At 58.1% G+C, this 21,789-nt stretch carries 14 protein-coding genes and 2 pseudogenes; 11 read left to right on the top strand and 5 right to left on the bottom strand.

What is annotated here, in order from left to right; translation table 11 throughout:
- Positions 1-125 precede the first annotated feature (125 nt).
- Positions 126-4,316: a DNA-directed RNA polymerase subunit beta' gene (gene rpoC, locus OHL21_RS05625; protein WP_263416268.1), complete on the top strand. Its 4,191-nt coding sequence runs from the start codon at positions 126-128 to the stop codon at positions 4,314-4,316.
- A gap of 162 nt (positions 4,317-4,478) precedes the next feature.
- Here rpoC and OHL21_RS05630 read toward each other — a convergent pair whose 3' ends face one another.
- Positions 4,479-4,943: an REP-associated tyrosine transposase gene (locus OHL21_RS05630; protein ID WP_263416269.1), complete on the bottom strand. Its 465-nt coding sequence runs from the start codon at positions 4,941-4,943 to the stop codon at positions 4,479-4,481.
- A 220-nt stretch (positions 4,944-5,163) separates the two neighbouring features.
- Here OHL21_RS05630 and OHL21_RS05635 point away from each other — a divergent pair, with 220 nt between their 5' ends.
- The gene (locus OHL21_RS05635; RefSeq protein ID WP_263416270.1) at positions 5,164-7,347 is read left to right on the top strand and encodes a DUF4139 domain-containing protein; all 2,184 of its coding nucleotides are present in this window, start codon (positions 5,164-5,166) and stop codon (positions 7,345-7,347) included.
- A gap of 435 nt (positions 7,348-7,782) precedes the next feature.
- Here OHL21_RS05635 and OHL21_RS05640 read toward each other — a convergent pair whose 3' ends face one another.
- Complete coding sequence (locus tag OHL21_RS05640) at positions 7,783-8,151, bottom strand: VOC family protein (protein ID WP_263416271.1); 369 nt, start codon at positions 8,149-8,151, stop codon at positions 7,783-7,785.
- Between the two features lie 87 nt (positions 8,152-8,238).
- Here OHL21_RS05640 and OHL21_RS05645 point away from each other — a divergent pair, with 87 nt between their 5' ends.
- The 5 genes and pseudogenes from OHL21_RS05645 to OHL21_RS05665 form a co-directional block, all read left to right on the top strand.
- Positions 8,239-8,532, top strand: a complete 294-nt coding sequence (locus OHL21_RS05645) for a helix-turn-helix domain-containing protein (RefSeq protein ID WP_263416272.1) — start codon at positions 8,239-8,241, stop codon at positions 8,530-8,532.
- 342 nt (positions 8,533-8,874) lie between these two features.
- Positions 8,875-11,547, top strand: coding sequence for a DNA gyrase subunit A (gene gyrA, locus OHL21_RS05650; RefSeq protein WP_263416273.1), 2,673 nt, complete (start codon positions 8,875-8,877; stop codon positions 11,545-11,547).
- Positions 11,548-11,651: 104 nt separating this feature from the next.
- Positions 11,652-13,394 carry a hypothetical protein gene (locus tag OHL21_RS05655; RefSeq protein ID WP_263416274.1) on the top strand — a complete coding sequence of 581 codons (1,743 nt, stop codon included), beginning with the start codon at positions 11,652-11,654 and terminating at the stop codon, positions 13,392-13,394.
- Between the two features lie 50 nt (positions 13,395-13,444).
- Positions 13,445-13,952 (top strand): annotated as a pseudogene (locus tag OHL21_RS24455) (TIGR03435 family protein).
- Between the two features lie 131 nt (positions 13,953-14,083).
- Positions 14,084-14,302, top strand: a pseudogene (locus OHL21_RS05665) (TIGR03435 family protein); the annotation flags it as partial.
- Positions 14,303-14,637: 335 nt separating this feature from the next.
- On the opposite strand, the gene OHL21_RS05670 reads toward OHL21_RS05665, so the two are convergent.
- Complete coding sequence (locus tag OHL21_RS05670) at positions 14,638-14,859, bottom strand: DNA-directed RNA polymerase subunit omega (protein ID WP_263416277.1); 222 nt, start codon at positions 14,857-14,859, stop codon at positions 14,638-14,640.
- 243 nt (positions 14,860-15,102) lie between these two features.
- Here OHL21_RS05670 and OHL21_RS05675 point away from each other — a divergent pair, with 243 nt between their 5' ends.
- The gene (locus tag OHL21_RS05675; RefSeq protein WP_263416278.1) at positions 15,103-15,645 is read left to right on the top strand and encodes a hypothetical protein; all 543 of its coding nucleotides are present in this window, start codon (positions 15,103-15,105) and stop codon (positions 15,643-15,645) included.
- 308 nt (positions 15,646-15,953) lie between these two features.
- On the opposite strand, the gene OHL21_RS05680 is transcribed toward OHL21_RS05675, so the two are convergent.
- Positions 15,954-16,604: an NAD(P)-dependent oxidoreductase gene (locus OHL21_RS05680; RefSeq protein WP_263416279.1), complete on the bottom strand. Its 651-nt coding sequence runs from the start codon at positions 16,602-16,604 to the stop codon at positions 15,954-15,956.
- A 140-nt stretch (positions 16,605-16,744) separates the two neighbouring features.
- Between OHL21_RS05680 and OHL21_RS05685 the strand changes: the two genes are divergently transcribed.
- Positions 16,745-17,629, top strand: coding sequence for an ROK family protein (locus OHL21_RS05685; protein ID WP_263416280.1), 885 nt, complete (start codon positions 16,745-16,747; stop codon positions 17,627-17,629).
- Positions 17,630-17,955: 326 nt separating this feature from the next.
- Here the strand turns inward: OHL21_RS05685 and OHL21_RS05690 are convergent, their stop codons facing one another.
- Positions 17,956-18,081: a hypothetical protein gene (locus OHL21_RS05690; protein WP_263416281.1), complete on the bottom strand. Its 126-nt coding sequence runs from the start codon at positions 18,079-18,081 to the stop codon at positions 17,956-17,958.
- A 179-nt stretch (positions 18,082-18,260) separates the two neighbouring features.
- Between OHL21_RS05690 and OHL21_RS05695 the strand changes: the two genes are divergently transcribed.
- Both OHL21_RS05695 and OHL21_RS05700 read left to right on the top strand, forming a co-directional pair.
- Positions 18,261-20,495 (top strand): sensor domain-containing phosphodiesterase, encoded by a 2,235-nt coding sequence (locus OHL21_RS05695; protein WP_263416282.1) that lies wholly within the window; start codon positions 18,261-18,263, stop codon positions 20,493-20,495.
- A 520-nt stretch (positions 20,496-21,015) separates the two neighbouring features.
- Entirely contained in the window at positions 21,016-21,774 is a 759-nt protein-coding gene (locus OHL21_RS05700; protein WP_399257464.1) for an RNA polymerase sigma factor, read from the top strand.
- Positions 21,775-21,789 lie beyond the last annotated feature (15 nt).

A 21,789-nucleotide genomic window follows, 5' to 3' on the forward strand; every position in this document is an offset into this window, starting at 1 on the left:
GTGATCGCCCACCCGCTCAAGATCTGGTAAGTACCGGCAACGCGGTCCGCCAAAAGTGACCGCAGTGAAGTGAAACCAAAGACAGTGAGACGAAACTTAGCTCACTGCCACGGAGACTGAAGATTATGTTCCGCTCCAGCCCATTTGAACTGACTGGTCCCATCACGGACTTCGACGCCATCCGCATCTCGCTCGCCAGCCCGGAGAAGATCCGCAGCTGGTCGCACGGCGAAGTCACCAAGCCCGAGACCATCAACTACCGTACCTTCAAGCCTGAGCGTGACGGCCTGTTCTGCGCCCGCATCTTCGGTCCGATCACGGACTGGGAGTGCCTGTGCGGCAAGTACAAGCGCATGAAGCATCGCGGCGTGATCTGCGACAAGTGCGGCGTTGAGGTCACACTGTCCAAGGTCCGCCGTGAGCGCCTGGGCCACATCGAGCTGGCTTCGCCCTGCTCGCACGTGTGGTTCTTCAAGGGCCTGCCTTCGCGTATCGGCCACCTGCTCGACATCTCGCTGCGCGAGCTCGAAGCCGTGCTGTACTTCGAGTCGTATGTGGTTATCGATCCAGGCGACGCTCCGGTGAAGGAGCGCGAGATCATCAAGGACGAAGCCAAGTTCCGCGAGCTCGACCAGCAGTATCGTCCGAGCGGCTTCAAGGCCATGATGGGCGCCGAGGCGATCAAGGAGCTGCTCAAGCGCGTTGAAGTCAACGAGCTCGGCATCGAGCTGCGTGAGCGCATGAAGCAGGAGCAGTCGCTCCAGAAGAAGCTGAAGTACGCCAAGCGCCTGAAGGTGGTTGAGGCCTTCCGCAAGAGCGATAACAAGCCGCAGTGGATGATCCTGGACGTGATTCCGGTGATTCCGCCCGAGCTTCGTCCTCTGGTGCCGCTGGATGGCGGACGCTTCGCGACCTCGGATCTGAACGATCTGTATCGCCGCGTGATCAACCGTAACAACCGTCTGAAGAAGCTGATGGACCTGCACGCTCCTGAGGTCATCGTGCGCAACGAAAAGCGCATGCTGCAGGAAGCGGTAGACGCGCTGTTCGACAACGGCCGCCGCGGCCGCGTGCTGCGTGGCGCGAACAACCGTCCGCTGAAGTCGCTCTCTGACACCCTGAAGGGTAAGCAGGGCCGCTTCCGTCAGAACCTGCTCGGTAAGCGTGTGGACTACTCCGGCCGTTCCGTTATCGTGGTCGGTCCCGAGCTGAAGCTGCACCAGTGCGGTCTGCCGAAGAAGATGGCGCTTGAGCTCTTCAAGCCCTTCATCTATCACCGCCTGGAGCAGACCGGTCACTGCACCACCATCAAGCAGGCCAAGGAGATGGTTGAGCTGCAGGAGCCCATCGTTTGGGACATCCTGGAAGAGGTCATCAAGGACCATCCAGTACTGCTGAACCGCGCGCCAACGCTGCACCGTCTCGGCATTCAGGCCTTCGAGCCCGTGCTGGTGGAAGGTAAGGCCATCAAGATTCACCCGCTGGTCTGCACCGCCTTCAACGCGGACTTCGACGGCGACCAGATGGCCGTGCACATTCCGCTCTCGCCTGAAGCTCAGGTCGAGGCCAGCGTGCTGATGCTCGCGTCGCACAACATCCTGTCGCCCGCCAGCGGCGCACCGATCACGGTGCCGACGCAGGACATGGTGCTTGGTCTGTACTACCTGACCAAGTCCAAGGTCGGCGCCAAGGGCGAAGGCCGCACCTTCGGCAACATCGAAGAGGTGCTGATGGCCCTGCACGCCGGCGAAGTGGAAACTCTGTCGCCGATCCGTCTGCGCTACTCCGGCACTGTCCTTGACATGACCACGGCGTACGACGATCAGGACCTGCTGCACACTGAGCCGGTGGAGTACAACAAGCAGTACATCTCCACCACCGTAGGCCGCGCCATCCTGAACGACGCTCTGCCTGACGGCATGCCGTATGTGAACGGCCTGCTGAAGAAGAAGGGCATCGGCCAGCTGGTGAACTACAGCTACCTGAACCTCGGTCTCGAGACCACGGTGAAGGCGCTCGATCGCATCAAGGAGCTGGGCTTCCAGTACGCGACGCGTTCGGGTCTGTCGGTCGGTCTGGACGACATGGTCATCCCGGACTCGAAGTACACCGTTGTGCACGACGCCGAAAAGCAGGTCATCGCGCTGCAGCAGCAGTATCTGGACGGTGCGATCACCAACGGCGAACGTAACAACAAGGTCATCCAGCTGTGGTCGGGAATCACCGAAAAGGTGGCCGATGAGATGTTCGGTAACATGAAGCGCGCCGATAAGGAAGGCGCCATGAACCCGATCTACATCATGGCCGACTCGGGCGCTCGTGGTTCGAAGCAGCAGATCCGTCAGCTGTCGGGTATGCGCGGTCTGATGGCCAAGCCCTCGGGCGAAATCATCGAAACCCCCATCACGGCGAACTTCCGTGAAGGTCTGACGGTGTTGCAGTACTTCATCTCGACGCACGGCGCACGTAAGGGTCTGGCCGATACCGCTCTGAAGACCGCGGACTCGGGTTACCTGACCCGCCGTCTGGTCGACGTGGCGCAGGACGTGATCATCAGCGAGAACGACTGCGGAACGGTTGAGGGTATCTACGTGACCCCGATCATCGAAGCCGGCGAGACCATCGAGCCGCTGCGCGACCGTATCATTGGCCGCGTCTCGCTCGAGAAGCTCAAGGACTTCGAGGGCAACGTCATTGTCGACGTGAACCAGGAGATCGACGAGGACAAGGCTTCCGCAATCCAGGCCGCAGGCGTGGAGCGCGTGAAGATCCGCTCGGTACTCACCTGCGAGTCGCGCCGCGGCGCCTGCCAGCTCTGCTATGGCCGTAACCTCGGCTCGGGCAAGATGGTTGAAATGGGCGAGGCCGTCGGTGTCATCGCGGCACAGTCCATCGGTGAGCCTGGAACGCAGCTCACGATGCGTACCTTCCACGTCGGTGGTACGGCATCGCGCGTCAACGAGCAGTCGCACCTCGATGCCAAGAACGCCGGTACGGTTCGTTTCATCAACCTGAACACGGTCCGGTCGAAGGACGGTGGTCTGGTTGCCATGAACCGCTCGGGTTCGATCGCGATCGTCGACGAGAAGGGCCGCGAGAAGGAGCGTTACGCGATCCTCTACGGTGCCAAGCTGCGCGTTGAGGACGGCCAGCAGGTGGAGCTCGGTTCTACTCTCGGCGAGTGGGATCCGTATACCTTCTCCATCGTCACCGAGGTTGGTGGTACGGTGCAGTTCAAGGACCTGCAGGAAGGCATCACGCTGAACGAAGAAGTGGACGAAGTCACGGGCCTGTCGCGCCTGGTGGTTACGGACGCTCCTGACGAAAAGCGTCAGCCCACGCTGCTGATCAAGTCTGAGAAGGCCAACAAGCGGTACCTCATGCCTTCGCGCTCGCACCTTATGGTGGCCGACGGCGATGAGGTCTTCCCGGGCGATGTGCTCGCGAAGATTCCCCGTGAGTCGACCCGTACGAAGGACATCACCGGCGGTCTGCCGCGTGTTGTGGAACTCTTCGAAGCCCGTAAGCCGCGCGAAACGGCCGTCATCAGCGAGATCGATGGCGTGGTCCGGTTCGGCGACGTCACCAAGGGTCAGCGTAAGATCTACGTCACCGGCGACAACGGCGAGGAGCGCGAGTACTCCATCCCGCGCGGTATCCACGTCAACGTGCAGGAAGGCGAGCGCCTTCGTGCCGGCGACCAGCTGATGGACGGTCCTCTCAACCCGCACGACATTCTTGCCGTGCTGGGCGAGCGCGAACTGCAGATCTACCTGGTGAACGAGATCCAGGAAGTCTACCGGTTGCAGGGTGTGGCTATCTCCGATAAGCACATCGAGACCATCGTTCGTCAGATGCTGCGCTGGGTGAAGATCGAGGATGTGGGCGATACCAACTTCCTGCTGGAACAGCAGGTGGACAAGTTCCGCTTCCGCGAGGAGAACGACAAGGCCATCGCCAACGGTGGACGTCCGGCAATCGGCCGCCCGCTGTTGCTCGGCATCACCAAGGCGTCGCTCTCGACGGAGAGCTTCATCTCCGCAGCCAGCTTCCAGGAGACCACGCGCGTGCTTACCGAGGCTTCCATCAACGGAGCCATCGACAACCTGCGCGGTCTGAAGGAGAACGTCATCGTCGGCCGCCTGATCCCGGCCGGTACGGGCATGGAGTACTACCGCAACGTCCAGCTCTCTCCGGAGCTGGAAGAAGCAGCCGCCCGTATCCAGCAGGAAGTCCAGGAAGCGCACGATGCCGAAGAGCGCGAGCTCGAGGCAATGCGTATGGAAGGCGAACAGGAAGAACTCGCCGCCGAATGACCTTCGCGGTCGGCGAATCGCTCGCTTCGCGAGCAAAGCTGAAAACGGCAGGGCTTATGCCCTGCCGTTTTCTTATGGACCGCACTGTACGGTCAATCCCTATTTTCTAACCAACCCATACACCGGGTGCCCCAGGTCCCTCGGGGACCTGGGCCCGGCCTTTCACTGTCTCGTCCACTCAGAGTCTATTTCCACTCGTCCGCGCTCTCCTGTCAGGTAGTGACGATAGCTAGACCATTGCCAGTCTTGGGGCTCGTGAACAAGACCCCGAGTCACAGGATTGCGATGGATATATTTCACTTTCTCCTTGTACTTCGGTCCCGAGTACACATTGAAGTCGTAATACCGAGGCATCCAGAACCTCATCCACGAACTCCGTTGCGTTACCGAAAGCTTGATCGCCTTCATAGCATCGGATAGCAGGCCTACCTTCGGTTCCGACACCAAAAGATGTACATGCTCCGGCATGATGACATACGCGAAGATCTGGAATTGATATCGCTCCCGCATCCGTTCGAGAGCATCCTCAAACAATTCACAGTGCCCGGATTTATTGAAGTAAGGCTTTCGTTCGTAACAACTCACCGTCACGAAGTGCTTGTCGCCTTCATCTTGGATACGCAACATGCCGAGGGTCACGCGCCAAGAATATCCCACGCGGGGAGATTTCTGTGAAAGGCCGAGCCCAGGTCCCCGAGGGACCTGGGGCACCCGGTGTATGGGCGATTCATAAGAATGCGGGAACCTTTCTGTATCGTCGGGTGTCTACTTCCCGGCAGGTAGACTCACTAAACCGAGCCTTTGAGGTCTAACTGCACATCGGTTGTTTGTGCCTCGGAGGCCTGCATTGAGATCGTCTGCTGCCGCGCTGGTTGCTTCACTCCTCTCATCCTCACTTCTCAACCCCGCCAATATTGCAGCCCAGCAGGCCGCCGCTCCGACAACGCCCCGTGTGCTTCGAGCTGCAAAAGAAAGCGCAGCGCAGAGTCTGCCGGTGCGCAGTGTCGCTCTCTATAAGAATGGTGTCGGCTTCTTCGAGCATGCGGGCGAGGTCAGCGGCAACCAGCAGGTAACGATCGACTTCACCAGCGAACAGCTCAACGATGTGCTGCAAACATTGACTGCCATCGATCTGAACGGCGGCAAGATCAACGGCGCGGGCTATAACTCCACCACACCTCTGGAGCAGCAGTTGAAGAGCCTGCCGCTGGCGCTAAGTCAGAACCCCACCGAAGCTGATCTTTATCAGGCGATTCGTGGTGCACGCGTCGAGGTGACGGGCAACGGTGCGGCTGTTAGTGGCCGATTGCTGAATGTGGAGTCGCGCGATCTTCCGACAGCCAACACCGGCAGTGGAGACGATAAGCCACGTCCGATGGCTCAGTTTCTCACTGTGGTCTCCGATGGTGGAGGCGTGCGCACGATTCAGCTCAACTCTCAGACACAGGTACGTCTGCTCGATGGTGCGCTGCATCAGGACCTCTCGCATTATCTTGAACTGCTGGCCGCGAATCGCGGAGGCGGTTTGCGCCACCTGACCTTGAGCGCGACTGGCACCGGAGCAAGGCAGATCCGCGTGAGTTATATCTCCGAGGTTCCGGTGTGGAAGTCGACGTATCGGCTGATCTTCTCCGATGGTGGACAGAAACAGCAGGCCACGTTGCAGTCCTGGGCGGTGATTGATAACACCGTCGGTACGGATTGGAATAACGTGCAACTCTCGTTGATTGCGGGTTCTCCGCAGAGTTTTGTTCAGCCGATCTCGCAGCCGTACTACACACGCAGGCCGGAGATCGGGCTGCCCGAAGAGGCACAGCTTACACCACAGACCCATGAGGGTGGAGATTTCAATGGCGGACCGATGCAGGGAACGGCCCCGATGTTTGTATCAAAGTCCGCTATCGGCAGCGGCAGTGGCTCCGGTCTTGCTCCCGGCTCCGGTGGTAACTATGGGGGTGGTGTCAAAAAGATCGGAGCTGGAGAACCGATGGTTGCTCCCGCGCCTATCGCCTATGAAGATTCCGCCGCAGCTTCGGTCTCTCCGAATGCCTCAGGGACTGGGTATGACGATTATTTCGAATACAAGCTGAACCAGCCCATTACGATCCGCAAGAATGAGTCCGCAATGGTGCCGGTTCTGCAGTCGAAGGTGGATGTCGAGCGAGTCACGTTGTGGTCATCCACCCAGCCGCGTCCTCTGCGTGCCTTGTGGCTCACAAATTCGACCGGAGCCACGCTCGATCGCGGCAGCTTCTCCATCATCGAAAACGGAAGCTTTGGCGGCGAAGGCCTGCTCGATCCGATCCATCCCAATGAGCGCCGCTTGCTCTCTTACGCGGCGGACGATGCAGTACGCGTGAGTACCGAGTCAAGGCTGGACTCGCGCCATCTGCAGCAAGCGACTATGCATCAGGGTGTGCTGAAGATGAGCAGCCGTGAGATCGCGGAGATTACTTACGTTGTCCACAACTCCGGTACGTCCCCACGTATGGTGATTGTGGAGCATGCACGCCGTAACGGATGGGAGCTCGACTCTGACACTGCACCCGCGGAGACGACGCCCAATGCCTATCGTTATCGGGTTGCCGCCGCGCCGGGTGAGACCGTAAGGCTCCATGTCGGTGAGCGTCACACTATCGCGCAAAGCTGGCGTCTGGCGACGATGAATGAGCAGACGTTCGATGCGATTATTCGCACGAATGGTGATGATCCCAAACTGCGGCAGCAGCTTCAGCCCATTCTGGAAGCACGTCGTCAACTCACGGAGATCGACACCCAGATTAAGGACAAGCAGACGCAGATCGACAGCATCGGTAAAGATCAGGATCGCCTGCGTAATAATCTCTCGGCGCTGAAGAGCTCCGCAGAAGAACGGGATCTTATCCGGCGGTATACACGAGAGTTGAACGAACAGGAAGACCAGATCGCCGCATTGCGTAAGGATCAGGATGGGCTGAAACAGAAGCATACTCAAGCGCAGGCTGACCTGGATGCAAAGGTGCAATCATTGGAGACGGAGCAGAGTTTCTGAGGAAGCGATGCTCGGGTGCCCCACATACGCGCAGCTTATGTGGGAAGTTCGAGCGAAGCTCGAATCGTCTTTGTTTGTCATCCTGAGCACCGCGAAGGACCTGCTTTCTTAAGACGAGCGGAAGAACTATGGAGCGGGCCTTCAGCCCTTTGAGGTCCTAGAGGCCGAGACCTGGGGCGTTGCCCCAGGCTGATATAGAACGCGCCTTCAGCGCTATTGCGCCGGGGTTCCCGACGAACTTTGTTCGCCGAGATGGTAACGCGATGGGTGGGATGTCGAAGCGAAGTTCGAACCACCTTTTGTTTGTCATTTCGCAGTGACCGAAGGGAACGGAGAAATCTACTTCTCTATCGAGAATTGCATCGACGAGTCAAATGCGAGAAGCAGATTCCTCCGCTGGCGCTGCGGCATGACAAATAAAAGACAACGCCCGCGCTACCGGCTGCTCAGCACGAATTTATTCCCATCCACATCCTCGAAGATGGCGGCGGTGCCCCAGTCCTCCTTCTTCGGATCTTTGAAGAAGGTCACGCCCTTGCGTTTCAATTGGTCGGCGGTGGCGAAGACGTCGTCGCACCACATACTGATGGGCTGGAAGGTGCCGATGCGGTCTTCCTGGCCTTCCGGTGTGAAGAGCACGAGGCCGGTGTCGGCGCCGGGAATGGCGAGCTCGATCCAGCGTTGTCCGCCGGGAATGAACTCCTGGTCGGTTGTGACCTTGAAGCCCAGGGTCTCAGTGTAGAACTTCAGCGATGCGTCCTGGTTCTTCACCGGAACGCTGATGAATTTAATGCCGCGAATCATAAGTGGGTATCTCCGAGTGAGAGGCTATCCGCGAAGCCCGGCGAACTCAATGTGTTATTCGTTGCTATACCATTCACAACTACAGCTATGAAGTCCATCCCGCTCGATGCCTACATCCCGCAGACACTCCTCCGCGACCTCGTCGGGCATGACCGGAAGCCGGCGGCGTTTCTGATCTATCTGTGGCTGTATGCGGAGCAGCAGCGGACGGGCGAGCCGATTGTGATTAGTTATGCAGCTCTCGCCGAGGAGACCGGGCTTTCGCGTTCGGCAGCGCAGACCGCGGTGGCGTGGTTGCGGAAGCGGAAGCTGCTGGCGGTGAAGCAGGAGAGTGTGACGGCGACCCCGGTTTATACGGTGCAGACGCCGTGGAGACGGTAGATATATCGAGCGAAGCTCGATACCGGTGGGAGCCGTGGGCTTCAGCCCACGGTTTACAGGTCTTGCAGAGATCGGGCTTTAGCCCTGGGTTTTACTCGAAGAAGACAACGGCCCAGGGCTAAAGCCCATCTTCAATTGGCCTCAGATTCAGCGGGCTGAAGCCCGCTGCTCCCACCCGGCTACGCCAAATAAAAGGTGAAAGATCCCGGCCTAAAACGGCCCCATTTCCACCGCCCCGGACAACCCTTTCAAATCGCCAAAACCACCAATAAAATCAACCACTTTGGCGTTCTCTCCACTCTGTCAAAACCACCCGTAAACCGGTATACTTAAACCATCCACATGGCAGACGATCAGAACAATCTCCCGCTCAACTCAGGCAACAGCGGCGACGGCAACTCGCCCACGGGCGCCTCGTCCATTCTTCCGATCAATATCGAAGATGAGATGCGCCGCAGCTATCTCGACTACTCCATGTCGGTGATCATCGGCCGTGCGTTGCCCGATGTCCGCGACGGGTTGAAGCCGGTCCATCGCCGCATTCTCTACACCATGTCGGAGATGGGGCTGTCGGCCAATAAGAAGTACACCAAGTCTGCCAAGATCGTCGGCCAGGCCATGGGTCAGTACCATCCGCACGGCGACTCCGCCATCTATGACGCCTTGGTGCGTCTGGCGCAGCCATTCAGTATGCGTTATCCCATGGTCGACGGCCAGGGTAACTTCGGTTCGGTCGACGGCGATCCGCCGGCGGCCATGCGTTACACCGAGTCGCGCATGACCCGTATCGCCGGCGAGATGCTGGCCGATATCGATATGGACACCGTCGACTTCACGCCGAACTACGACGAATCGGTGCTGGAGCCCACGGTGCTGCCGACGCGCGTGCCGAATCTCATCATCAACGGCGCGGAAGGTATCGCCGTCGGCATGGCCACCAAGATTCCGCCACACAACCTCACCGAGGTGGTGAATGCGGCCATCGATATGGTCAACAACCCCAGCATCGGGGTGAAAGAAGTACTGCGCCATGTGCAGGGACCTGACTTCCCCACCGGCGGCATCATCTATGGCAAGGGTGGGATTGAGAAGGCCTACTCCACGGGCCGCGGACGCTTCCTGGTTCGCGCCAAGGTTGCGACCGAGAACATCTCCGGCGGACGCCAGTCCATCGTCGTCACCGAGCTTCCCTTCCAGGTCAACAAGTCCAACCTCATCAAGCGCATCGCCGAGCTGGTCAACGACAAGGTTATCGACGAGATCTCCGGCGTGGACGACTTCTCTGATCGCGAAGGCATGCGCATCGTCATCGAGCTGAAGCGTGGAGCGCAGCCCGAGATCGTACTGAACCAGCTCTTCAAGCACACGCAGATGCAGGAGAGCTTCTCCATGATCTTCCTGGCCGTGCACAACGGCCAGCCGCGCGAGCTTCCGCTGCCCGACGCGATTCGCGCCTTCATCGATCACCGTATCGATGTGGTGCGCCGCCGCACCGCCTTCCTGCTGGGCAAGGCGCGCGACCGCGAGCACATCCTGCTCGGCTACCAGATCGCGCTGGATCACCTGGACCAGGTCATCCGCACCATTCGCAACAGCTCCAGCCGCGCCGATGCCCGCGAGAATTTGTTCCGCTACTTCTCCGGCCGCGCCATCTCGCTGAACGGAACTGAGGTTGCCGGTATCACGCTGGACCCAGCGAAGTACGGCATTACGGCCGAGACACTGCCGGCCAACGGCAGCCTGATCCTCAGCTACCGTCAGATCGACGCCATCCTCGACCTGCAGCTCTATCGCCTGACCCAGCTCTCCATCGACGAGCTGTTGAAGGAACTGGGGGAAGTTCGCGACAACATCGCGGAGTACGAGTCGATCCTGGCTTCGGACAAGAAGCTGCGCAAGGTCATCGTCAAGGAGCTCGAAGAGGTCCGTGACAAGTACGGCAACGAACGCCGCACGCAGATCGTCGATGAGGGCGCGGAGCTTACGCTCGAAGACCTGATCGCCGACGAGCAGGTTGCCGTCACGGTCTCGAACACCGGCTACCTGAAGCGCACGCCGATCTCCACCTATCGTCAGCAGCGCCGCGGCGGCACTGGTCGCCTGGGCATGAAGACGCGTGAGGAGGACTTCGTCGCGCAGTTGATCGTCGAGTCCACGCACTCGTACCTGCTCTGCTTCACCAACACCGGCCGTGTCTTCTGGGTGAAGATCTACGAAATTCCCGACGTCGGCGCCGCCGGCAAGGGCAAGCACATCGCCAACCTGCTGGCACTGCAGCCGGGCGAGAAGGTGGTAACCTACCTCGGTATCCGCGACCTGACGGAAGAGGGCAAGTTCATCTTCTTCGCGACGCAGCAGGGCACGGTCAAGAAGACTCCGCTGACGGACTTCTCCAACGTCATGACCCGCGGCATCATCGCGATCGGCATCGGCAAGGACGATGAGCTGGTCGGCACCCGCGTGACCGACGGCAACCAGGTCATCTTCCTCGCGACCCGCGAAGGCATGGCCATCCGCTTCCCGGAGTCGGACGTCCGCAGCATGGGCCGTCCAGCCGCCGGTGTGAAGGGCATCACGCTGAAGAAGGATGACTACGTCATCGCGTTGGCGACGACGCCGAGTGAAGAGGCTCGCCAGAAGCGTGCCGCCGAGGGTGTGGAGCTTACACCGTGCCTCATCCTCTCGGTCTCGGAGAATGGCTTCGGCAAGCGTACCGATGCGGAGGAGTACCGCCTGCAGACCCGCGGCGGCTCGGGCGTCATCAACATGAAGGCGACGCCCAAGACCGGCAAGGTCTCGTCCATCAACCTGGTCGACGAGACCAGCGAACTGATGGCGATCAGCCAGTTCGGCAAGATCATCCGCATCGACACCAAGACCATCCGCGCCGCCGGCCGCAGTACCCAGGGAGTAAAACTCCTCAGCCTGGATGAAGCGGACAAGGTCGCGGCCGCCGTGGTGATCCCGCCGGATGAGTCAAACCACAAGGATCCGGAGCAGGGATTGTTGCAGTAAGGAATCCCTGATTTTAGAAGGCGTGGAGCTAGCCAGCTTCACGCTTTTTGTTTTTCCGCTAGGAAAAGATTGAATTCGGTTAGGTCCCAATTACACTACCTCTCATGTCTGTTACAGGGCTCTATCAACGGCTGAAAGAATTGAGTAAGAACGATTTTGAGGCATTGATTGACACGCTACTTCAGGCGCGCTTTCCGAGTGCTGGTATTACGCGAGTAGATGGTGCCGGAGGTGACAAGGGTGTTGATTCTTATCATGGACGTCTGAAAGGCGGCTTGTCCGTATGGCAAGATAAACACTTTCCAAACGGCATCAAAAGTAGCCAGAAAAGAAATATTCTTGAATCTATCGGAACGGTATTCAAAAACTACCATCCGGTCCAATGGACTCTTTGTATTCCTATCGATCTAACGCCGGAAGCTAGAGAGTGGTTTGATAGCAATGTTGTAGATGCATATTCTTCAAAAGCATCAATCGAATTGCTGCAGGCGTCTAACATCGTTTATTTCCTACTTCAATACAAGAAGATTCGTGAGACTTTTTTCCCAGACGTGATATCAGATCAGAACGCCCTGCGTTCGATGATAATGAATTCAGACAATCTATCTGGTAGGCAAAAAGGGATTCTTGGCGGCGAATACGTCTCGCAGTACATTGCTGATCTCGAATCCCTTGATGAGCGTTTCTCCTATGAAGTTATAGTAGGAGGCTCACTTCCAGCAAGAGACACTCGTAACCGTCCTGGTTTATTAGCTTCGATCTTTGATGGTAGGCAAACACTCAATGTGCTTGCTAATGATCGAGTAGCGTTACAAGACGATCCAATCAAGTTTTTAGTCTCGATGTCTAGAAAAGCCGCCGAGCGAATGCACCATAGCATCAAAACGGGGCATGAGGTAAGGTTCACCGGTGAAGAATTTGTAAAGCTTGAATTACCACGCCCCATTAGCGAAATACTCGATCAATCCAAATTTGAACTGAAAGAGGTTCGATTTCAGCCACGATGGGCCAGTAACCTAAAAAGCATCCCAGTAAAAATGATCATTCCAGGCGCAGATCCGCCAATTCGTTATGAGTATGTGTCTTTGCGGGTAAAGTATTTAGGTACTGACGAAGTGACTTTCGAAAGTGAAGGAGCACTGCCAATTAAGCTTCTGATTGTTGCCTCTCTAACTGGGGATAATCGGTGCCTGGCGAGCTTCGAGGTGGATTGCCCAGGCAAGACCTTTCGTTCAATTTCTCAGGCGATCACCTTTACCGACGCGATTATGCGCGGCGAAGAGTTTCATGTCGAGGGGTTGGAAAATCCTGAATTTTCACTAAAAATCCAGGGAGTTCCTGAAAATCAGGATGAAGACTCACGCCCCAAAGACGCGCTAAGAGCATTTGTCGATGACGCTTTAATTGTAAGTAAATACTTGGGAAGCGATTTGGTGTTTCCTGATCAAACGCCAATTACCGACGATTATGAATTTCTTTCGTGGTTAAAGCTGGTTGCAACCGGCGAAGAATTCGAAATACAAGGTATCAGCTTTACGATGACTAAGGACTCAAGCTTGGTAGATCAAGTCGAGCTGATATCGTCGGCAAATTTTGGCGCCAAGATGGCTTTCCGAATTGACAGTGAGACGCGAGTGCTTTTCGGGATGCCAATCCGGACCGGCGATCAAATTTTGGAAGTCGACAAAATCACGCTAGACGATTTAGACGGGACTGTTCGTCGACTTAAAGCTGCACCAGAAAAAGGAGCCATCGACGTTCGGGCACTTGGGCCATCGAAGGCGCGCTACGTTCGGCAGCTACAAGGAGTTCCTTCTGCTTCACCTGCTTCTTTAGGTTCGATATAAGGCAAGCACTCGGGAACCTTCAGTGTGAAATCGTCGTACCATCGCACATGATGTGCCGATTCTTTTCCCTGTCGCTCGTCCTCTGCTCGCTCGCTGCGTATGCGCAGGATGGCTTCGAGGCGGCCAGCATTCATCCCACCAAGGAGTCTGTTCCTAACGAGCGGGATGGCTCCATCTTGGCTGAGCATGGCACGCTTCGGCTGCATGATGTCACGTTGAAGTCCTGTATTCACTATGCTTATGGCGTCTCCACCGCGCAGATTGTGGGTGGCACGAATCTCTCCGGAGAGCGGTATGACATTCTGGCCACTGCCGGGGGATCTTGGGGATGCGGAGCTGCGGCGCATGTTGCAGAGACTGCTGGCGGAGCGGTTTCATCTCACCCTGCACCACGAGCAGCGCGAGATGTGGGGATATCTCCTCTCGGTCGCTCCGGGTGGGGTGAAGGATTCGGCGGCGATCCATGCCGCGGCCGGGGAGGGTGAGCCGATCCACCAGAACTCCGAGATTGGATTTAGAGCATTTTCCCTGTTGCTGGGTATTCCGAAAGAGGCGTGAAGCGGCGTTTTCATTGCGGAAAACGCCCATAGATGCGGAAGCCCTACTCTACACCTACAGGGAAAATGCTCTAGCGCCCGCAACTTCACCATGAAGGATCTGGCGGCGTATCTCTCCAGCCACTCGATGGTCCGGTGGCGGATGAGACCGGACTTGCGGGGCGCTATGACATCTCAGTCGACTTCCGTCGCTATGTGAATACCGGTCCTACGACGCAGGAGGAGCGGCCGAGTGTCTTGTCCGTGTTGCGCGCCACGCTTAAGGGTGAGTTGGGATTGCAGCTTGCGGCGAAGAAGGGGATGTATGACGTTGTGATCGTGGATCACGTTGAGGCTCCGTCGGGGAATTGAGGGTGTGGTGGTTGCCCGTACACTGGGTGCCCCATTCATCGCGTCGCGATGAGTGGGAAAGTCGAGCGTTAGCTCGATTCTGTTTTTCTACCTGGAAATCCCGGCAAAGCAGGTCCTTCGCTTTGCTCAGGATGACAAGCAAAAAAACAATCGCGCATACGCGCCATATCCCACCCATCGCTTTGCGATGGATGGGGCACCCAGTGTGGTTGAGGGGCGAGAAGCGGGTCCTTCGCGATGCTCAGGATGACAAACAAAACGGTTCGCGCGAAGCGCGAATACCCAGGTCCGAGGGGACCTGGGGCACCCGGTGCATAGCCGAGTCAGATTTTGTCTTAGAAGGTGATGATGTCCAGTGCCGGGGTCGGCTTGATCTCAACCGGGCCGAAGACATCGCCGTGTTTGCCCTTGCTGATGTCTCCCAGGACGTTGTTCACGGTATCTTCGGTGCGGGTCTGCGGCATGTGCGTGACGCGGGTGACGCGGGCCGTGGCCTGGCAGAGGCGAAAACGATTTGGAATGCGGGTGAGTGCCTTGTACACCTGTTCAGATCGCATATGAGACTCCAGTCGGGACAAGCCGTTAACGTTCGCGCGAAGCGGGCTCGTCGAATGACAGGCTTCAATCAAAGGAAGCGAGCAGGAAGGCGTACTGCAAGTTTACTCGGAAATTGGGGCAGCAGGTCATTATCAAAAAGAAACATTGGCATCCATTTCGTAAGTGCGTCATGAATCGCACCGAAGGGCGGTCCGTGGGTGTGACGAGATAGTTAGATATGCGACACTCGAACGGAATAGGTCATGTCTACGAAACTTGATATGCGCGAGACCGATGACGCGCTCATCATTCGTGCTGTCTGGAAGCTTTCGTTGCCGCTGCGCATTCTGCGGATCGCGGCGGAGCTTGCTGTTGGTGCATGGGTTGTTGAGAGCTTCTGGCGAGGCCCTTATCCCGTCCTCGCAGTCGCTGCTGCGGTATCCGCTGCGATTTTTCTGGTGAAGGATGTTCGCAAGGTCTGGAACGGGTCCGACGTCACCCTCACGGTAACGCAGGAAAACATCACCAGCGAAGGGTTGGGAGATAATCACTACTCTCCCAGTTCTATGAACCGTCTGGGTTGTGATCTAACCTATGACGCCGGGAATGGTAGTGAAGACGATCCCTATCCTTCAGGGCTCTATACCGGCCACACCTGCCTGCTGCCGGAGCTTACCGAACTTCAGACAATGCAGATAATGACTGCGATCTACGCCCGTTTTCCGGATACCGGGACAGAATCACCTGTTGTGGAAGATGGCAAGACATCGGAGTTGATCAGCCTGAATCTTGGCCGCACTTCATAACTCTCCGCTTAACCCGAGTGCCCCATCCTCGCAACGCTAGGGTGGGCTAAGGGGGCACGAACTACTGCGAGCCGCAGATAAAAGAGTTAAGACTTGGTTTGAGATTTTGGGGTGATCCTTGCCCACCCTCGCGTTGCGAGGGTGGGGCACCCGCGGGGGGAAGAAGGTCGCTTAAAATCGGTTCGTGCGTAGCGCGAATACCCACGTCCCTTTAGGGACCTGGGTATTCGGTGTGTGGCTGAACATAAAGGCCGCGCTTGCGCGCGGCCCCGATTCAACCATTCAACCATTCAACAATTCAACTCGCTTCAATAAGCAGCCGTAAATCTCTGTCCGCGGAACTGTGGCTTTTCCAGCTCATCGGCGACTGCGATGGCGTAGTCGGCATACGAGATCTCACTCTTGCCGTTCTCACCCACGATCAGGTCGTCTTTGCCCAAGCGGAAGGTTCCCTTGCGTGGGCCGACTTCGAAGAAAGCTGCGGGAGAGAAGTAGGTCCAGTCGATGGTCTGATTCTTCTTGAGGTTGTCGAGGAGCTTGATGTGCGAGTCGACGATCGGCAGCCACTCTGCCGGAAGATAGCCGCTGTCGCGCAGCGTCACGCGCTTGCCGTCCTGTGTCGTGACGTACAGGCTGCCGGCCCCGCCGACGACCAGCAGACGAGGTCCGCTGTTCTTGCCTCCGGCCAGCGAGACACCTTCGACCACACGGTCGGTCATGCCGACGATCTGGTCCGTATCGTTGACCGGCGGAGCCAGGGCGCTTACGACAGCATCGGCGCCGCGTACGATAGCCGTAATCTTGTCGGGGTGGCTGGCATCATCCACCGCGGTGGTGGCTCCCGGTGCGCTGTAGTCCGCGTGGCGAGTCACCGCCACCACCTGATGTCCGCGCGACACCAGTTCTTTTACGATCTCCACACCCGATTTGCCCTTCGCTCCGTAGACGACAACCTTCATGACGATCCTCCATTTATTTCGATATCGAAATATCGCTTCGTATGACTAGATGACCCTCGTACCTTCTCGGATGCAGGAAAAGTGACACCGAGGCCGGGCACAGGTTAGAGTTGCGGTGAAAACGGAGCAAGGAAAGGGCCATGGCGAAGACGATAGGCATCATGCTCACTGAAGGAATTGAAGCCGGCGTGGTGGAGGACAACGCGCTGGTGGGGCCGACCACTCATTTTCCGGAAAATCGGTGGGAGACGGACGCCCTGGTCGAGAAGCCTCATGAAGACCTGGTAGAGCTGTTGTGCGATCGGATTCTCGATCTCGCCCAGGGCCACAACGACGTTACCGCCGTGGGGCTTGGCCTGCCCGGCCTGGTTCGGCAGGGCGTGGTGGAAGAGGCGCCGAACCTGCCGCAACTGAAGGGCGCCAAGATTCAGCAGGCGGTGAGCTTTGCCCTGCATGAGCGCGGATTCGATACCAATGTAAAAACCGTCAACGATGCCGACGCCATGGCCGCCGGCCTGGCGGCGCAGTTCGGCAAGCTTGACCGCATGATCCGCGTCTGGACGCTCGGCCGCGGCATCGGCTATGGCCGCTATCCGTTTATCGACGGCGTGTGGGAGGGCGGCCATATGGTGGTCACGCTCGACGATAAGGAGCGCTACTGCGGCTGCGGCGGACGCGGACATTTGGAAGGCATCATGGGGCATCGCGCCATGCGCATGCGCTTCCTCGATCTGGAGCCGGAAGAGGTCTTCGAAATGGCGAAGAAGGGCGACGATCGCTGCCTGCAGTTCAAGAAGCTCTGGCACAAGGCGCTGGCCGCGGCCACAGCCAGCAGCATTCATATGACCGGGCCCGGGAAGTTCTACCTCACCGGCGTGAACACGCGTTACATCGATCTGCCGATGCTGGAAAACTATGTGCACCAGATGGTGACGATGAGTCCGCTGCAGAGCTTCTCGATCGAGGTTGTGAAGGACTCGGCCGGTACTGCGGTCCGCGGCGCCGGGATTGTTGCGGGGATGTAGCGCCTCTGGCGAGGCGGGTTGAATAGTTGGTTAGTTGAATGGTTGAATAGTCAAAGGCCGCGCGTGAAGCGCGGCCTTTGGTTTTGCTCGAGCCGTGCGCGTTGCCGGAAGATTGCCCTCAGCGGCTGAAGCCGCTTTATTGGCGGCCGGTGCGGGACGGCTGAAGCCGTCCCCTTAAGCAAGACCAGAGCGCCTCTGGCGCTCTCTCTGGGCAGCGTTGCTGGCCAGGAAGTAAGCTTTCGGGATCATCTTCATCAACCACATCAATTACGAATCGCGGAGCTGTTCGCACCGAAGGTGCGAATGCCTTGCTTCGAATGCCTTGCTTAAGGACACGGCTTCAGCCGTGTCGTAGCAGAGGTGGTGAGGAAAGCGGCTTCAGCCGCTGAGGGCGATGTCTTGCGTCCGAAAACATCCGAATCAGTCGCCTGCGCATGAGTAATCTTCTGCATTGCTCTTGCCGATAGAGAGGGTGCGCCCTCGTGTTACCGTGATGGCAAAACAAGAAACTGGCCGGCCCGAAGATGCTTCCTGCAGGAAAGTACATGGACAATCCAGGGGGAACGATGTACCTTGCAGGTTACCGAGCGGGCCCGCTTTTCGTGTCGGATTCTGACGAATGTGGAGCTGTATGGTAACGCATCCCCCTACCGGAGCAGTACCGGCTGCGCTTCCCCCGAACGAGGATGAACGTCTTGCAGTACTACGCAGCCTTTGCATCATGGACACGCCTTCCGAGCCGGCTTTCGATCAGCTCACGGCGATGGGGGTCAAGATCTTTTCTGTTCCTATCGCATTGATCTCGCTGGTCGATAAGGATCGCCAGTTCTTCAAGTCAGTCCAGGGAACGCCCATTCGGGAGACGCCGCGCGATCTCTCCTTCTGCGCTCACTCGCTGCTGACGCAAGGCGAGACCGTCATTCCCGATGCGCGTCTTGATCCTCGCTTTGCGGCGAATCCGTTTGTTGTGGAGGAGCCGTTTGTTCGCTTTTATGCCAGCTCTCCGATCATCACACCAAGCGGCATCCGTCTCGGCAGCTTCTGCATCATCGACCGCGAGCCGCGCACGCTGAATGAGCACGAGACTGAGCTGTTGCGTCACCTGGCCACTGCCGCCTCGTATCTGATCGAGCAGCGCACCACGGCATTGCAGCTTGAGCACGCGAAGCAGCAGATCGATCTAGCCAGCGAGCGTTACCGGCTGGCGACCAGCGCCACCTCGGACGGCATCTGGGATTGGGACCTCCGCTCCGGCCAGATCTATCTTTCGGCTCGCTGCAGCGCGCTGCTTGGTTATGGCGGACAGGAGCGTATCACCAGCCTGCGCGGATGCTACCGGCATATCCATCGGGGCGACCGTAAGCGGATCCATGAAGAGATCGCACACGCGCTACATGGTCAGCAGAACTTCAGTTGCGAGTTCCGCTATCTGCATTGCGATGGAGAGTGGCGGTGGGCCGGGTGCAGCGGCCTGCTGCTGACCGGCGCTTCGGGCGAGCCGCAACGCATGGTAGGCGCGTTGAGCGACCGTAACCAGATCCGCGCCATTGATCCGCTGACGCATCTTCATAACCGGGCCTCGTTCATCGACCGTATCCAGAGCCGCATTGATAAGTCCTCCAGCGGTGAAGAGACGTATGCCGTGATCTATGTCGACATCGATCACTTCAAGCGCATCAATGACAGCCTGGGACATGCGGAAGGCGATGTGGTTCTGCTTGAGATTGCAGCGCGGATCCGCAAGAGCCTTGCCGACCGGCCACATAGTTGTGCGGCGCGCCTCAGCAGTGACGAGTTCGCCATTCTGCTGGCGCATGCTCCTGGCGAGGAGGATATTGCTGCTTACGTGCAGCGATTGCAGGAGACGTTGCAGGCGCCGGTAATCAGCCGCGAGCAGACACTCTTTCTTTCGGCCAGTATCGGAATCGCGACTGCGGATGCATTGGTACGCGATGCACAGAGCATGCTGGAGAACGCCGATCTTGCCATGTATCACGCCAAGAACTCGGGCCGTTCCGCCCATGTGGCGTTTGCTCCGCACATGCGGGAGGATGCGGCAAAGCGGGTCCAACTGGAGCTGGACCTGCGGCGGGCGCTGGAGCGGGACGAGATCGTTCTCTACTACCAGCCCAAGGTAGCCCTGCTTACCGGGCAGGTGATTGGCTTTGAGGCGCTGGTGCGCTGGAAGCATCCCGAGGGAGAGATGATCTCGCCGGCTGAGTTTATTCCTGTGGCCGAGGAGACGGGGCTGATCCGCGATCTTGGCATGGTCACGCTGCGGCAGGCGATCCGGCAGGCGGCGCAGTGGCGCAAGGATGGAATTCTGACCGATGAGATGAACGTCGCCGTCAATATCTCCGGCCGTCAGATCGGTGATAAAAACCTTGTGGGCTTCATTCGCGATCAGTTGCAGGAGAACGGACTTCCGGCGCAGAACCTGCGGCTGGAGGTGACGGAGAGTCTGCTGATCAACAGCGACGCAACCACCGGTGAGTTCTTCCGCGAGATCAAGGCGCTGGGCATCGGTATCGATATGGATGACTTCGGTACGGGATACTCTTCACTGAGCTATCTGCATCGTTTCCCGTTCGACGCGCTGAAGGTGGACCGCTCGTTCGTGCAACGCATCGACCAGACGGAAGAGAGTCTGAGCCTTCCACGGTCGATTGTGGCTCTGGGCAAGGCGCTGGGGATGCGCGTGCTGGCGGAGGGCATTGAGAACATGGAGCAACTGACGCAGCTTATCCGCATCGAGTGCGGCTATGGGCAGGGTTATCTGTTTTCGAAGCCGGTCCCCGCGGAAGAGGTGCCGGAGATGATGCGGCATCTCGATAGCAAGATCCGCATGGAGCTTATGGCTTCGTAGGTGGGATTGAATGATGGAATAAGTGAAGGATTAAATAATGAGGGCCGCGCTTTCGTTTCTCTGCCAGGCCGGTTTTCGATGGCCCATGCACTGGGTGCTCCATCCCTTGCACGGTACCTCAGCGGCTGAAGCCGCTTACTGTTCCGCCTCCACTGAGACACGGCTGAAAGCCGTGTCCTTAAGCAAAACATCCGCACCTGCCGGTGCGGACCGGCTTACGCAGCCGTGATTTGCGGCTCCCTTGCGGATGGAGCAGGCATTAACAAAGCACCAAAGGCGCTATGTTTTGCTTAAGGGCATGGCTTCAGCCATGCCGAACCAAGGTCCTGAAACGAGCGGCTTCAGCCGCTGAGGTACCGTTTACGTCTCAAAACTCGCGTGAATTTGATAATCGTTATCAACGATCAAGCCGCGTCTCGTCCGGTGATCGCCCGTGGCGTCCTTCCTCTCTGCTTACGTTTCCTGCATACCACGGTCTATTGGAGTGAGATTGATTTCCTGACTCCGGAGTCAGAGATAGATGCGAACAGAAGTTTTAGGTGCAAACGTCGTTTCTCCGTTGGGAAGCGGTATGGGAGCCAGCATTGGGCTCCGCCGGGTAGAATCATCCGCAGCCATGGCAAAAGCGGCTGCAACCCGGGCGGCACGGAACAGCGGTCGGCTGACACAGGCCCAGATGGATGCCCGTGCGCAGCAACGCGCTGAGGACGACGACCTGATCCGGGCGGCGCAGAAGGGTGACCGCGCCAGCTTCGATCAGCTTGTACGCCGGTACGACCAGGCGGTGTTGCGGCTGGCGCTGCACATGCTTGGGAACGAGCAGGATGCGCAGGATGTGCATCAGGAGGCGTTTTTGAAGGCCTACCGCCACATCCACAACTTCCGCTTCGATAGTTCGTTCTACACCTGGCTGTACCGCATCGCGACGAATCTCTGCCTGGACGCTTTGCGCCGGCGGAAGAGCCGCCGGGAAGATCCGGCGACGGTGCTGGATGCCGCCGGGGAGGAGATGGACCTGATGGCCAATGTCTCCGACGAACGCGCGATGGCGAATCCCGAGCGGGAGTTGGAGCGTAAGGATATGGGCGAGCGGATTATGGCTGCGCTGACCAAGCTGACGCCCCGCGAGCGCATGGTCTTTGAGCTGAAGCATTACCAGGGTTTGAAGCTCCGGACGATTGGAGAGATGTTGAACACCACGGAAGAGACGGCAAAGAATACGCTCTTCCGTGCTACTCGAAAGCTTCGGGCCAATCTGGCCGGGCTTCGGGCTAGTTAGAACGGGAAGTTTGCG

This window comes from Terriglobus albidus, from assembly GCF_025685425.1.
Taxonomy (GTDB): Bacteria; Acidobacteriota; Terriglobia; order Terriglobales; family Acidobacteriaceae; genus Terriglobus; species Terriglobus albidus.

Bases quoted from the DNA above. Each gene is read 5' to 3' on its own strand.
- rpoC (WP_263416268.1), top strand. From the start codon at position 126: ATGTTCCGCTCCAGCCCATTTGAACTGACTGGTCCCATCACGGACTTC.
- OHL21_RS05630 (WP_263416269.1), bottom strand. From the start codon at position 4,943: ATGTTGCGTATCCAAGATGAAGGCGACAAGCACTTCGTGACGGTGAGT.
- OHL21_RS05640 (WP_263416271.1), bottom strand. From the start codon at position 8,151: ATGATTCGCGGCATTAAATTCATCAGCGTTCCGGTGAAGAACCAGGAC.
- OHL21_RS05645 (WP_263416272.1), top strand. From the start codon at position 8,239: ATGAAGTCCATCCCGCTCGATGCCTACATCCCGCAGACACTCCTCCGC.
- gyrA (WP_263416273.1), top strand. From the start codon at position 8,875: ATGGCAGACGATCAGAACAATCTCCCGCTCAACTCAGGCAACAGCGGC.
- OHL21_RS05655 (WP_263416274.1), top strand. From the start codon at position 11,652: ATGTCTGTTACAGGGCTCTATCAACGGCTGAAAGAATTGAGTAAGAAC.
- OHL21_RS05670 (WP_263416277.1), bottom strand. From the start codon at position 14,859: ATGCGATCTGAACAGGTGTACAAGGCACTCACCCGCATTCCAAATCGT.
- OHL21_RS05675 (WP_263416278.1), top strand. From the start codon at position 15,103: ATGTCTACGAAACTTGATATGCGCGAGACCGATGACGCGCTCATCATT.
- OHL21_RS05680 (WP_263416279.1), bottom strand. From the start codon at position 16,604: ATGAAGGTTGTCGTCTACGGAGCGAAGGGCAAATCGGGTGTGGAGATC.
- OHL21_RS05685 (WP_263416280.1), top strand. From the start codon at position 16,745: ATGGCGAAGACGATAGGCATCATGCTCACTGAAGGAATTGAAGCCGGC.
- OHL21_RS05690 (WP_263416281.1), bottom strand. From the start codon at position 18,081: ATGCAGAAGATTACTCATGCGCAGGCGACTGATTCGGATGTTTTCGGA.
- OHL21_RS05695 (WP_263416282.1), top strand. From the start codon at position 18,261: ATGGTAACGCATCCCCCTACCGGAGCAGTACCGGCTGCGCTTCCCCCG.
- OHL21_RS05700 (WP_399257464.1), top strand. From the start codon at position 21,016: ATGCGAACAGAAGTTTTAGGTGCAAACGTCGTTTCTCCGTTGGGAAGC.